Raw genomic sequence first — 15008 nt, 5'->3', positions numbered from 1 at the left:
AATGAACTCTGTAACAAAAAAATGGCTGTTCATGAAAATTAGTTCAGTAATTTTAGTACCTTTAATGATTTGGTTTATTCTAAATTTAGTTTCAATTTTTGATAAAGATTATATTGAGGTTGTTAATTTCTTTACCACTCAACCATCTAAAATTTTAGTTTCTTTAACACTAGTATTTGCTTACTTTTTTTCTGCCCTAAGTATTAGCGAAGTATTTGAAGATTATATTCAGAATGAAAAAATCAAAAATGCCGCAAACAAAGTACTTAATATTTTTGCTATAATAATGCCAATTATAACAATAACTGTAATATTGAATTTAAACTAATGAGCTCATATAAAATAATAGACCACGAATACGATGTCATCGTACTTGGTGCCGGAGGATCAGGTCTAAGAGCTGCTGTTGGTTTAAGTGAAGCTGGTTTAAAGACAGCCTGCATTTCAAAAGTATTTCCAACAAGAAGTCATACCTCAGCTGCTCAAGGAGGAATTTCTGCATCTTTAGGGAATATGGGTGAAGATGATTGGCGTTGGCATATGTATGATACTGTTAAAGGTGCTGACTGGTTAGGTGACCAAGATAGTATTGAGTATCTTTGTAAAGAAGCTCCAGCTGCTGTTATAGAGTTAGAAAAATATGGAGTTCCATTTAGCAGAACTGATGATGGCAAAATTTACCAAAGACCTTTTGGTGGAATGACAAAAAATTATGGTAATGGAATTGTTCAAAGAACATGTGCAGCTGCAGATAGAACTGGACACGCAATACTTCATACTCTTTATGGACAAGCTTTAAAACATAACACTGAATTTTTTATTGAATATTTTGCTTTAGATTTATTAATGAAGGATGGTGAATGCAAAGGTCTTATTGCTTGGAATTTAAATGATGGAACAATTCATAGATTTAGAGCGCACAGCACAATAATTGCAACAGGGGGTTACGGAAAAGCTTATTATTCTGCAACTTCAGCACACACTTGTACTGGAGATGGAAATGCAATGGTTTTAAGAGCAGGCTTACCATTACAAGATATGGAATTTGTACAATTTCACCCAACAGGAATTTATGGGCACGGAACTTTAATTTCCGAAGGTGTTAGAGGTGAAGGTGGATATTTAGTTAATTCAAAAGGTGAAAGATTTATGGAGCGTTACGCACCAAAAGCTAAAGACTTAGCATCTAGAGATGTAGTAAGTAGATCAATGTCAATTGAGATTAACGAAGGAAGAGGTGTGGGTAAAGAACAGGATCATGTTCATTTACACTTAAGTCATTTAGACAAAAATATTATTGAAAGTAGACTTCCAGGAATAACGGAAGCAGCAAGATTATTTGCAAATGTTGATGTAACTAAGGAGCCAATACCAGTAGTGCCCACCGTTCATTATAATATGGGAGGTATCCCAACAAACTATAAAGCTGAAGTATTAACAGGAAATGATTCTGAGACAGTTTCAGGATTAATGGCAATTGGTGAGGCTGCCTGTGTTTCTGTTCATGGAGCAAATAGATTAGGATCTAATTCTTTAATTGACCTAGTTGTATTTGGAAGAGCTGCAGCCAAGAGAGCTGCAGAACTTGTAAAACCAGGAACTCCACACGAGGATATAGGAGAGACTGAAACAGAAAAATGTTTAGAAAGATTTGATAAATTAAGAAACTCTAATGGTGAAAATAGTACTGCAGAACTTAGACTTTCAATGCAAAAAACTATGCAATCAAAGTGTGCTGTTTTTAGAACAGAAAAAACGCTTAAAGAAGGTGTTGATAATATTAGAAAAGCATATGATGGAATGGAATCAATTTCTGTAAAAGATAAGTCACTTGTTTTCAATACTGATTTAGTGGAAACATTGGAATTTGATAATTTGATAAGACAAGCAATTACAACAGTGGATTCTGCTTATAATAGACAAGAGAGTAGAGGTGCGCATGCAAGAGAAGATTTCCCAAAAAGAGATGATGAAAAATTTATGCAACACACTATTGCTTGGTGCAATGGAAAAGATTCAAAAATTGGATATAGACCAGTTACTAAAACAACTTTAACAAATGAAGTTCAATACTTTCCACCTCAAGAAAGAGTTTACTAGTGGTTCAAATAAATTTACCTAAAAATTCAGAAGTTCAAAAAGGTAACTATTACCAAGATAAGACTGGGTCAAAAAATATTAGAAAAGTAAATGTTTACAGATGGGATCCCTCAAATGGAGAAAACCCAAGAGTAGATACCTATGAAGTGGATATGGATAATTGTCCTTCAAAAGTATTAGATATTTTAAATAAAATTAAAAACGAAATTGACCCATCATTAGCTTATCGTAGATCGTGTGCACATGGAGTTTGTGGATCTTGTGCAATGAATATGGATGGTAAAAATGGTTTAGCATGTACAAAACCTCATTCAGAAATTGAAGGTGATATAAATATTTATCCATTACCTCATTTAAAAGTTAAAAAAGATTTAATTGGTGATTTAAGTGGATTATACAAACAGTATGAATCAATCGAGCCATGGCTAAAAACAAATACAAAAGTTGAAACCACTGAGATATTACAAACTAAAGAAGATAGAGTAAAATTAGACGGTGCATATGAATGTATCATGTGTGCATGCTGCTCAACATCTTGTCCAAGTTATTGGTGGAATGGTGATAAATATTTAGGTCCTGCAGTTTTACTTCAGGCTTATAGATGGATAGTTGATAGTAGAGATGATGAAAAAAAAGAGAGATTAAAAAAAGTAGCTGATGAGCTTAAACTTTATAGATGTCATACTATTATGAATTGTACTAATGCTTGTCCAAAGGGATTAAATCCAGCAAAAGCTATAGCTGAATTGAAAAAAATGCTTGCAACAAGCTAATTACCCCTTTAAATAACACCATTCATGAATTTATTAGAACATTTTGTTGGCGGAAAGCTAATTTCAGGCTCTTCTGACAGAAAAAGTAAAGTTTTTAATCCAGCAACTGGTGAACAAGAGTCTGAGGTAAGATTAGCCAGTAAAACTGATCTAGATAAAGCTGTAGAAGTAGCTCAAAAAGCTTTTGAAACTTGGTCTTTAAAACCTTCACTTCAAAGAGCAAGGGTAATGTTTAAATTTAAAGAGTTAATAGAAAAAAATGCCGATGAACTTACAAAGTTAATAGTTTCAGAGCATGGGAAAGTTTATGAAGATGCCAAAGGTTCTTTAACAAGAGGACTAGAAGTTGTTGAATTTGCGTGTGGTATTCCACATTTACTTAAAGGAGAATTTTCAGAAAATGTAGGAACAAATGTAGATAGTTGGTCTATGCGACAACCACTTGGAGTTGTTGCTGGAATTACACCTTTTAATTTTCCTGCAATGGTGCCAATGTGGATGTTTCCTATTGCTATTGCATGTGGAAATACATTTATTTTAAAACCGTCAGAAAAAGATCCATCTTGCCCACTAAGATTAGCAGAATTGCTAACAGAAGCAGGACTACCAGATGGTGTTTTTAATGTTGTTAATGGAGATAAAGAAGCTGTTGATGCGATTTTAACAAACAAAGATGTCAAAGCTGTAAGCTTTGTAGGCTCAACACCAATTGCAAAATATATTTATGAAAACTCTGCAAAAAATGAAAAAAGGGTTCAAGCTTTAGGTGGTGCAAAAAATCATTTAGTTGTAATGCCTGACTGTGACCTTGATGGTGCGGTAAATGGATTAATGGGTGCTGCATATGGGTCTGCAGGAGAGAGATGTATGGCACAATCAGTAGCAGTAGCTGTAGGAGATATAGGTGATGAGCTAGTTGCTCGTTTATCAAAAAAAGCTGAAGCATTAAAAGTAGGACCTGGTATGGATAAAACATCTGAGATGGGTCCACTAGTTACCAAAGAACATTTAGAAAAAGTAAAAAGTTATGTTGATCTTGGAGTTGAAGAAGGTGCTAAATTAGTTGTTGATGGAAGAAATATAAAACTTCAAGGATATGAAAATGGTTTTTTTATAGGGGGTTGTTTATTTGATCACGTTAAAAAGGATATGAGAATTTATAAAGAAGAAATATTTGGACCTGTTTTATCAGTCATAAGAGTTAAAACTTTTGAAGAAGCAACAAAGTTAATTAACGACCATGAGTATGGTAATGGAGTAAGCATTTACACAAGAGATGGTGATGCTGGAAGAACGTTTGCTAGTAAAATTCAAGTTGGTATGGTTGGAATTAATGTTCCAATACCTGTACCAATGGCATTCCATAGTTTTGGTGGATGGAAAAGATCATTATTTGGAGATAGTGCAATGCACGGAGCTGAAGGAATTAAATTTTATACAAAGCTTAAAACAGTAACATCAAGATGGCCTTCTGGAATAAGATCTAATGCAGAATTTGTCATGCCAACAATGAAATAAGGAGAGAAATGAAAAAAATATCTTTAATAGGAGCAGGTCAAATTGGGGGCACTCTTGCTCACTTAATAGGAACTAAAGAAGTAGCTGATGAGGTGGTACTTTTTGATGTTGCAAGTGGTATAGCTAAAGGAAAAGCTCTAGACATAGCTCAATCTTCCTCTGTTGATGGTTTTAATGTAAAATTTTCAGGTACAGACAATTATGAAGATATAAAAGATTCAGATGTAATAATAATCACTGCAGGAGTTCCAAGAAAACCAGGAATGAGCAGAGATGATTTATTAGGTATTAATTTAAAAATTATTAAACAAGTAGCAGAGGGTATTAAAAAAAATGCACCCAATGCATTTGTAATATGCATTACAAATCCACTAGACGTTATGGTGATGGCCTTTCAAAAATTTTCAGGCTTACCAGCAAATAAAGTAGTTGGAATGGCAGGAATTTTGGACAGCTCAAGATTTAAATTATTTTTATCTCTAGAGCTTAATGTTCCGGTAAAAGAAATTGAAGCAATGGTTATGGGAGGTCATGGAGACACAATGGTTCCTCTACCAAGATTTACAAAAGTTTCAGGTAAACCATTATTAGACTTAGTTAAAGAAGGAAAAATATCTCCAGAAAGGTTAGAAGAAATTAATCAAAGAACTAGAGATGGAGGAGCTGAGATTGTTAAATATCTAGAAAAAGGTTCTGCATTTTATGCACCAGCAGCTTCAGGTGTACAAATGGCAGAAGCATATTTAAAAGATGAAAAAAAATTACTTCCATGTGCAGTTCATTTAAATGGTGAATATGGAGTTAGTAATGTTTATGCTGGTGTACCAGTAATAATTGGTAAAGATGGTGTTGAAAAAATAGAGCAAATAGATTTAGATGAAAAAGAAAAAAAAGAATTTATGCACTCTATAGATGCTGTGAAAGCATTATGGGAAGCTGCATCTAAAATAGATCCAGATCTTTCTAAATAATGAATATTCACGAACACCAGGCCAAGCAAATTTTAAAAAAATATGGAGCGGTAGTTCCTGAAGGAGTTTTTGCTTTTACAGTTGATGAGTTGATTGAAAAAGCAAAATCATTAAAAACAGAAAAATTTGTTTTAAAAGCACAAATTCATGCTGGTGGACGAGGTAAAGCTGGAGGGGTAAAAATTTTAAACACAATTGATGAATTAAGTGTTGCTGCAAAAGAATTGCTTGGAAAAACACTCGTAACACATCAAACTGGCCCAGCAGGAAGAGAAGTAAAAAGATTATATGTAGAAGAGTCCTCTAATATTGATAAAGAATTTTATTTATCTTGTTTAGTAGATAGAGCAAGTTCAAAAATAGTATTTATATCCAGCGATCAAGGTGGAATGGACATTGAAGAAGTTGCAGAAAAAACTCCAGAAAAAATTATAACAACTAAAATAGATATTACTGATGAAATTTCTGATGCTGACTGTGAAAAAATAATTGCAATTTATGCTTTAGCAGATGATGCAAAAAAACAAGCAATAGCGCTGATAAAATCAGTATATAAAATGTTTTTAGGCACAGACGCCAACATGGTTGAAGTTAACCCACTAATATTAACTAAAGAAAAAAAAATAATTTGTTTAGATGCAAAAGTTAATTTTGACTCTAATGCTTTATTTAGACATCCTGAAATAATCGAGCTTAGGGATTTAAATGAAGAAGATCCCACAGAAATAGATGCGAGTAAACACGATCTTGCTTACATAAAGCTAGATGGAAGCATTGGCTGCATGGTCAATGGAGCAGGTCTTGCAATGGCAACAATGGATATAATTAAATTATATGGTGAAGAGCCAGCAAATTTTTTAGATGTTGGAGGAGGAGCTTCAAAAGAAAAAGTTTCAGCTGCTCTTAAGATTATTCTTTCGGACAAAAATGTTAAAGGCATATTAATAAACATTTTTGGGGGAATTATGAGATGTGATGTCCTTGCTCAAGGTGTTGTTGATGCTGCCAAAGAAATAAATATAAGTGTTCCATTAGTAGTTAGACTTGCAGGAACAAACTTTAAAGAAGGAAAAGAAATTTTAGATAATTCAGGATTAAAATTAATTTCAGCAGAAAATTTAGATGATGCTGCACAAAAAATAGTAGAGGCTATAAAATAGAATGTCAGTTTTAATTGATAAAAATACAAAAGTTATATGCCAAGGTTTTACAGGTACACATGGAACTTTTCATTCAGAACAAGCATTAAAATATGGAACTAATCTTGTGGGTGGAGTTACTCCAAAAAAGGGAGGACAAAAACATCTTGACCGTCCAGTATTTAATACTGTAGCTGAAGCAAAACAAGAAGTTGGCGCTGATGCAACTATGATTTATGTGCCAGCAAAATTTGCAGCGGCAGCTATTATAGAAGCAATTGATGCATCCATTGAGCTTATAGTTTGTATTACTGAAGGTGTGCCAATTCAAGATATGCTTCGTGTAAAACAAAAGCTAAATAATTCAAAAAGCAGATTGATAGGACCTAATTGTCCAGGAATAATTACTCCTGATGAATGTAAGATTGGGATTATGCCTGGAAATATTCACAAGAAAGGTTCTGTGGGAATTGTTTCAAGATCAGGAACTTTAACTTATGAGGCAGTTGCACAAACAACTGAAAATGGATTAGGACAATCTACTTGTATAGGAATTGGTGGAGATCCGATAAATGGAACAAACTTTATTGATTGTTTAGATTTATTTTTAAATGATACAGAGACGGAATCTATTCTTATGATTGGTGAAATTGGCGGTTCTGCTGAAGAAGAAGCAGCTGAATTTGTTAAAAACCATAAAATAAAAAAACCTATGGTTGGATTTGTTGCTGGAATAACAGCACCTCCAGGAAGAACAATGGGTCATGCAGGAGCTATTATTTCAGGTGGTAAGGGTGGAGCAGAAGATAAGATAAAAAAAATGGAAGAATGTGGAATTACAATTGCAAAATCACCATCAGAACTTGGCAAAACATTATTTAATAAATTATCTAATTGAAAATTATTTATCTGATATTATATCAATAGAATAGATGTCATCATCAAAAAATCTCGAATTCGAAAAAACTTCATTTCTTAGCAAGTCTAATAGTGCATTTATAGAGCAAATGTATTTAAAGTTTATAAATAAAGACAAAGATCTTCCTGAAAGCTGGCAAAATTATTTTGAGGGTATGAGTGAAGATTTAAGTATGATTGCCAAAGAAATTAATGGTCCATCATGGAATATAAAAAAAAAAATTGATATTGATGAAGTTGAAAAAAGGATTGAAGAAGATGAAAAAAAACTTTCTAATGAAGGCAACATTGCAAAAGTTAATTCAAAAGATTTAGTCAAAAGCAATATTAACTCAATTAGAGCTGTTGCGTTAATTAGAGCATATAGACAAAGAGGACATTTATTAGCTAAGCTTGATCCTCTAGGAATGATGGAAACAGAATATCTAGATGAACTTCATCCTGAGCATTATGGATTTAAAAAAGAAAATTATGATGAGAAAATTTATTTAGATGGCGTAATTAATAAAGAACACTCTTCTATAAAAGAAATATTAAATTTCCTAAATAAAACTTACTGTGGTCCAATTGGTTATGAATATATGCACATATCAAACCCAACAGAAAGAAAATGGCTTAGAGATAGAATTGAGCAAGATGAGAACTCTCTTCAATTTACAAAAAATGGTAAAGAAGCTATTTTAATGAAACTAATTCAAGCAGAAGGTTTTGAAAAATTTTTACATAAAAAATATGTGGGAACAAAAAGATTTGGTTTAGATGGGGGAGAAGGTTTAATACCTGCTCTAGAACAAATAATTAAAATTGGTGGGCAAGCTGAAGTTAAAGAAGTTAAAATTGGTATGTCCCATCGAGGAAGACTCAATGTATTAGCAAATGTATTACAAAAATCTTACAAAAGAATATTTAATGAATTTGCAGGAGATATTCAAACATTAGGGGAAGAAGGTGCGGGAGATGTAAAATACCATCTAGGGGCATCATCAAATAGAGAGTTTGATGGCAATTCTGTGCATGTTAGTCTTACAGATAACCCTTCACATTTAGAGGCAGTCAACCCTGTGGTACTTGGACAAACTCGAGCAAAACAATTTTTTCACAAAGATAAAGAAAGAAATAAAGTTATACCAATTCTGATTCATGGAGATGCAGCCTTTGCTGGACAAGGAGTTGTGGCTGAATGTTTTGCCATGTCTGGTTTACCAGGCCATAATACAGGTGGTACAATTCATATTATTGTTAATAATCAAATAGGCTTTACTACAAGCCCAAGATTTGCAAGGTCATCACCATATCCATCTGATGTTGCAAAAATGGTAGACGCTCCAATACTTCATGTGAATGGAGATGATCCAGAAGCAGTTGTTTATGCAACAAGGATTGCAACAGAATTTAGATTAAAATTTAATAGAGACGTAGTGGTTGATTTAATCTGTTATAGAAGATTCGGACATAATGAAGGAGACGAACCTTCTTTTACACAGCCATTGATGTATAAAAAGATTAGGTCTCACCCCACACCAGTTGAGCTGTATGGGAAAAAATTAGTAAATGAAAATACACTTTCAGAAAGTGAGTTAAGTAAATTTAAAACAGATTTTAAAAATTTGCTTGATGATCAATATAAAAATGCAAAAGACTATAAACCAAAAATAGAATGGTATGAGGGAACATGGTCAAGATATAAACCAGAAAAAGGAAAAGATAAAAGAGGTGTAAGTGGCTATGATCAACAAAAACTTTTAGAAATTTCTGAAAAAATTAATGCAACTCCAGAAAAATTAAAATTACATAAAACTATTGTTAAAATTTTAGATGCTAGGAAAGCATCGGTATCTAATGGAAAAGGTATTGACTGGTCAACCGCTGAAGCACTAGCATTTGGATCATTGTTAGAAGAAGGTTATCCAGTAAGATTAGTTGGACAAGATTCTGGTAGAGGAACATTTAGTCAAAGACATTCAGTTTTGAGGAATCAAGAAGATAACTCTAGATATATACCTTTAAATAATATTTCAAAAAATCAAATGAGATACGAAATAGTTGATAGTTTTTTATCAGAATTAGCAGTTTTAGGTTTTGAGTATGGATATAGTTTAGTTGAACCTAATACTTTAACTATTTGGGAAGCACAATTTGGAGATTTTGCAAATGGAGCACAAGTAGTTATTGATCAGTTTATTGCATCAGGAGAAAGAAAATGGACTAGAGCATCTGGGCTAGTAATGCTTTTACCTCATGGATATGAAGGCCAAGGACCAGAACACTCTTCAGCAAGACTAGAAAGATTTTTACAACTATGCGCAAATGATAACTTACAAGTATTGAATTGCACAACACCTGCAAATTATTACCATGCTTTGAGACGTCAAATGCATAGAGAGTTTAGAAAACCTCTAATAATTATGACACCAAAATCTTTGTTAAGAAATAAATATTGTGTTTCCAATATAGAAGACTTTAATAAAGATACTTTTTTTCACAGAATCTTATGGGATCACGCACTAGATGAAGAAAATGGATTTATAAAATTAAAAGAAAGCTCAAAAATAAAAAAAGTAATTTTATGTTCAGGAAAAGTTTATTTTGATCTACTAGAAGCGAGAGAAAAACTTAAGAAAGACGATGTAGTGTTGTACAGAGTTGAACAACTTTATCCTTTTCCAGTTAAAAGTTTAGTTAGAGAAATCAAAAAGTATGCAAAAAATGCTAAATTTTATTGGTGCCAGGAAGAACCAAAAAATATGGGAGCATGGTTTTCTGTAAGAGATTATATACAATGGACATTAGAAACTATTAACGCTAATAATAAGGAAATTTCTTATATAGGAAGAAGTCCAGACGCGTCTCCAGCTACAGGGTTTGCAAAAAGACATATTTCACAACAGCAAGAAATTATTAACAAGGTTTTTGAATAAAAATGAGTGAAAAAATTTTAGTACCAGTTCTCGGAGAAAGCATTACTGAAGCGACAGTTGCTAAGTGGCTTAAGAAAGAAGGCGATACAGTGGTAGCTGATGAGGCAATTGTAGAATTAGAAACTGATAAAGTTAATTTAGAAGTACCATCTCCAATTGATGGGGTTTTGTCCGAAATAAATTCTAAAGATGGAGAAACAGTCGAAGTAGGTGCTCTTCTTGGTATGATAAGTCAAAATGGAGCTCAACCATCTGAAAAAAAGATAATTACAAAAATTGAACCTAAGAAAACAGAAAATAATGTAGTTAATTTAGAAATTAAAAAAGAAGCTCCTAAAGTTCTTAAAGAACCTGAAGAGGAAGAGCCATTGGTATTAACCAATGAGGTTAAAGAGGAGAAAACTAATTCTTCAAATAATAATAATGAAATACTTTCACCAGCAGTAAGAAAAATTGTAGTTGAAAATAAAATTGATTTAAAAAAAGTTAGTGGCTCTGGTAAAGAGGGTAGAGTTCTTAAAGGTGACCTAATTAGTATGATGGGAGAGAACCCTCAACCATCAGAAAGAAAAATTAAATACGGTCAAGAAGAGAGAATTAAAATGTCTAGGCTTAGACAAACAATTGCAAAAAGATTAAAACAAGCACAAGAAAATGCAGCATTATTAACAACTTTCAATGAAGTTGATATGACTGGCATAATGGAAATGAGAAAAGAGAACCAGGAAGATTTCCAAAGCAGATACGGAATTAAATTAGGGTTCATGTCATTTTTTGTAAAAGCATGTGTTGCTGCACTAAAAATGTATCCATCAGTTAATGCTGAAATTGATGGAGATGAAATTATTTATAAAAATTATTATAATATGAGTTTTGCAGTAGGAACTGAAAAAGGATTAGTAGTACCAGTATTAAGGGATGCAGATCAATTGTCATTTGCTGATATTGAAAAAAATATTAAAACTATTTCTGAAAAAGCGAGAGATGGAAAAATAACCATAGAAGACCTTCAGGGTGGAACTTTTACAATTAGTAATGGTGGAGTGTATGGTTCAATGTTATCTACTCCAATATTAAACTTACCTCAATCTGGTGTATTAGGTATGCATAATATAGTCGAAAGACCAATGGTAGTTGATGGTGAGATTAAAATTAGACCTATTATGTATCTTGCCTTATCTTATGATCACAGAATTATAGATGGAAAAGAGTCAGTATCATTCTTAAAAATGGTTAAAGAAAATTTAGAGGATCCAAGAAGGTTATTTTTAAATATTTAAATGTCAGATAAATTTCAAGCAGTAGTAATAGGTGGTGGTCCAGGAGGCTATGTGTGTGCGATAAGATTAGCACAATTAGGACTTAAAACCGCATGTATAGAATCAAGAGGTTCGTTAGGTGGAACCTGTTTAAATGTAGGGTGCATACCTTCTAAAAATTTATTAAATATTTCTGAAAATTATCATAAGGCACAAAATTTTTCTAAACTTGGCATAGAAGTGGGTGAGGTAAAACTTAATCTTCAAAAAATGATGCAAAATAAGGATAAAGCAGTAACAATTTTGACTAAAGGTGTAGAATTTTTATTTAAGAAAAATAAAGTCACTTACTTTAAGGGTACAGGAAGCTTTAAATCTGCAAATAAAATTTCAATATTAGATGATCAAAAAAAAGAAACTATAATTGAAACAGATAAAACAGTTATTAGCACCGGGTCAGTTCCAGTTGCATTACCAGGTATTGAATTTGATGAAAAAATAATTGTATCTTCAACAGGAGCATTAACTTTAGAAACTGTGCCAAAAAAAATGGTTGTAGTTGGTGGTGGTTATATAGGGTTGGAGATGGGATCTGTTTGGTCTAGATTAGGTGCTGAGGTTCATGTGGTTGAATTTTTAGAGCATATTACTCCTAGTATGGATAGAGAAATATCTACAGAGTTTATGAAAATATTAAAGAAACAAGGAATTAATTTTCATATGCAGACAAAAGTAGAAGGAATTAAAAAAAATGCTAATGGTGCTATAGTTTCAACATCAGATAAAGATGGAAAAAAAGCAGATTTTGATTGTGATGTAGTTCTTATATCTGTTGGTAGAAAACCTAATACAACTAACTTAAATTTAGAAGCAATTGGTGTTGAATTAGATGAAAAGAAAAGAATTAAAACTGACAAAACATTTCAAACAAATGTTAAGAATGTATATGCTATTGGAGATGTAATTGATGGACCGATGCTTGCTCACAAAGCTGAGGACGAAGGTATTGCAGTTGCAGAAAATATTGCAGGACAATCAGGACATGTTAATTATGATATTATTCCTGGAGTTGTTTATACAACACCAGAGGTTGCTTCAATTGGGAAAACAGAAGAACAATTAAAAGAAGCAAATACTAAATATAAAATTGGTAAATTTTCATTTATGGCAAATTCAAGAGCTAAAGCAATTGATGAAGCAGAAGGTTTTGTGAAAATCTTAGCTGATGAAAAAACAGATAGAGTTTTAGGAGCACATATTATTGGACCTCATGCAGGTGAATTAATTGGAGAAATTGGAGTAGCAATGGAGTTTGGTGCTAGCGCTGAGGATATTGCAAGAACGTGTCATGCGCATCCAACATTCTCAGAAGCTGTAAAAGAAGCAGCTTTATCAGTAGATAAAAGAGCAATACACTCTTAAAGTATTTTCATATTATAAAAATATGAAAGTACCGATTCTTATACCAAATATTTTTAATCATCCATTTACCTATAATTCAGATTTAAATTTAAAGGTTGGAGACTACGTGGTAGTGCCTTTTGGCAAGTCAGAGGTGACTGGAGTTGTATGGGATGATTTTGAAAAAAAAACAAACAAAAATTTTGCTATTAAAAAGGTTTTAAGAAAATTAGATGTTCCACCCTTAAAGAAAAATACAATTAAATTCTTAAATTGGTTTTCTGAATACAATATGACTCCTAAAGGCATGGCATTAAAATTGTTATTATTAAGTAGTGGCGCCATAGAAAAGTTACCAATTGAAGCTTATGAGCAATTCAAAATAGACATCAAAGAAAATGAAATAAAACTTTCTAAAGAGCAAAAAGATTCATTAAAAAAAATGAATGTATTAAATCAAAAATTTAGAGTTCATGTTTTACAAGGCACTACAGGCTCAGGTAAAACAATGGTCTATTTTGAGGCTTTAAAAGAGATAATTAATAAGGGTTTTCAGGGTTTAATTCTATTACCAGAAATCGGATTAACAGGACAATTTCAAAATAAATTTATAGAATTTTTTGGTTTCAAGCCTGCTGTGTGGCACTCAGGAATTACAAAAAAAAATAAAGAAATTATTTGGAGTGGAATAGCAAATGATAAAATTAAAGTTGTAATTGGTGCTCGATCTTCATTATTTTTACCTTTTAAAAAACTAGGATTAATCATTGTTGATGAAGAACATGATCAATCTTATAAGCAAGATGAGGGAGTAACTTATAATGCAAGAGATATGGCAATTTCTAGGGCATCCTTTGAAAATATTCCAATCAATTTAATAACAGCCGTACCCTCTATTGAAACATATGACAATATTAAAAAAGGCAAATATAGCTTATCAAAACTTGATCAAAGATATTTAAATGCATCTTTACCAAAATATGAAATAATTAATCTTAATAATTCAAAGTTAGAATCACAATCCTGGATATCTAGAGAAACAATTGAGAAAGTAAAATTTCATCTTGAAAAAAAAGATCAAGTATTATTTTTTTTAAATAGAAGAGGATTTTCACCTCATGTATTATGTAAAAAATGTTTTACTAGTTATTCATGTCCAAATTGTTCAATAAATTTGGTTTATCACAAAAACAAACAAAATTTATTATGTCATTACTGTGGATACAAAACTTTACTAAATAGGGACTGCTCAAAAGAAGGAAAATGTGATTTTATTTTTAGTGGGCCTGGAGTTGAAAGGATATCAGAAGAAGTAAAAAAAATTTTTCCCACCAAGGAAACAACTATATTTTCTAGCGATACAATGAATAAAAAAAGTTCAGCAGATATTTTAGAAAAAATTATAGATAATAAAATTCAAATTTTAATTGGAACTCAATTAATTTCTAAAGGATTTCACTTTCCAAGTTTAAATTGTATTGTTGTTGTTGATATCGATTTATCATCACAAGGTCACGACCTAAGAGGTGCTGAAAAGAATTTACAATTATATCATCAACTTTCAGGTAGAGCAGGAAGAACAGGAAAGCCAGCAACTGTTTATTTTCAAACTTATAATTTAAATACCAAAATGATAACAGACATTACCAATAAAGATCCTGATATTTTTTTAGATAAAGAACTTGAAATTAGAAGGGAAAATAACCTTCCACCGTTTCAAAGATTTATTGCCTTAATAATTACCGGTAATAATGAAAGAGAACTAGAAAAAGAGGCTTATAAATTTAAAAGTTTTATAGAAAGTGCTGTTGATGGTAGAGTGCTTGGTCCTGTAAATGCACCTATATTTAGATTAAAAAGAAGGTTTAGAGTAAGACTTTTGATCAGGGGTCGAAAATCTCTCAAGGTTCAAAATTCCCTTTCAAAAGTCATTGAAAAATTCAAATTTCCAGCTGGAATGAAACTAACGGTTGATGTTGACCCAATAAACTTCAATTAACAAAGAAAAAAC

Annotated in this window: 11 protein-coding genes; all 11 read left to right on the top strand. The window is 32.0% G+C overall.

The window, feature by feature from the left end:
- Nucleotide 1: 1 nt before the first annotated feature.
- Genes sdhD through priA form a run of 11 tightly spaced genes read left to right on the top strand, consistent with a single transcriptional unit; the run spans nt 2 to nt 14996 of the window.
- Entirely contained in the window at nt 2-328 is a 327-nt protein-coding gene (sdhD, locus tag AC5SML_RS06300; RefSeq protein ID WP_018413620.1) for a succinate dehydrogenase, hydrophobic membrane anchor protein, read from the top strand.
- Nucleotides 328-2100, top strand: a complete 1773-nt coding sequence (gene sdhA, locus AC5SML_RS06295) for a succinate dehydrogenase flavoprotein subunit (protein ID WP_494617078.1) — start codon at nt 328-330, stop codon at nt 2098-2100. Before sdhD ends, sdhA begins: the two co-directional genes overlap by 1 nt.
- Nucleotides 2100-2873 (top strand): succinate dehydrogenase iron-sulfur subunit, encoded by a 774-nt coding sequence (locus AC5SML_RS06290; protein ID WP_011281565.1) that lies wholly within the window; start codon nt 2100-2102, stop codon nt 2871-2873. The genes sdhA and AC5SML_RS06290 overlap by 1 nt, the downstream gene beginning before the upstream one ends.
- A 24-nt stretch (nt 2874-2897) precedes the next feature.
- Nucleotides 2898-4391 (top strand): CoA-acylating methylmalonate-semialdehyde dehydrogenase, encoded by a 1494-nt coding sequence (locus AC5SML_RS06285; RefSeq protein WP_011281564.1) that lies wholly within the window; start codon nt 2898-2900, stop codon nt 4389-4391.
- A gap of 8 nt (nt 4392-4399) precedes the next feature.
- Nucleotides 4400-5362: a malate dehydrogenase gene (gene mdh, locus AC5SML_RS06280; RefSeq protein ID WP_011281563.1), complete on the top strand. Its 963-nt coding sequence runs from the start codon at nt 4400-4402 to the stop codon at nt 5360-5362.
- A complete protein-coding gene (gene sucC, locus AC5SML_RS06275) occupies nt 5362-6522 on the top strand; it encodes an ADP-forming succinate--CoA ligase subunit beta (RefSeq protein WP_011281562.1) in 1161 nt (386 codons plus the stop codon). The genes mdh and sucC overlap by 1 nt, the downstream gene beginning before the upstream one ends.
- Nucleotide 6523: 1 nt before the next feature.
- Nucleotides 6524-7399, top strand: a complete 876-nt coding sequence (sucD, locus tag AC5SML_RS06270) for a succinate--CoA ligase subunit alpha (RefSeq protein WP_018413618.1) — start codon at nt 6524-6526, stop codon at nt 7397-7399.
- 34 nt (nt 7400-7433) lie between these two features.
- A complete protein-coding gene (locus tag AC5SML_RS06265; RefSeq protein ID WP_494617077.1) occupies nt 7434-10337 on the top strand; it encodes a 2-oxoglutarate dehydrogenase E1 component in 2904 nt (967 codons plus the stop codon).
- A 2-nt stretch (nt 10338-10339) separates the two neighbouring features.
- Nucleotides 10340-11617, top strand: coding sequence for a 2-oxoglutarate dehydrogenase complex dihydrolipoyllysine-residue succinyltransferase (odhB, locus tag AC5SML_RS06260; RefSeq protein WP_011281559.1), 1278 nt, complete (start codon nt 10340-10342; stop codon nt 11615-11617).
- A complete protein-coding gene (gene lpdA, locus AC5SML_RS06255) occupies nt 11618-13018 on the top strand; it encodes a dihydrolipoyl dehydrogenase (RefSeq protein WP_011281558.1) in 1401 nt (466 codons plus the stop codon).
- Nucleotides 13019-13040: 22 nt separating this feature from the next.
- Nucleotides 13041-14996 (top strand): replication restart helicase PriA, encoded by a 1956-nt coding sequence (gene priA, locus AC5SML_RS06250; RefSeq protein ID WP_494617075.1) that lies wholly within the window; start codon nt 13041-13043, stop codon nt 14994-14996.
- Nucleotides 14997-15008 lie beyond the last annotated feature (12 nt).

The sequence above is a fragment of the Candidatus Pelagibacter sp. PS_17 genome (assembly GCF_059417945.1).
This window is presented reverse-complemented; position numbering and strand designations above follow the sequence as displayed.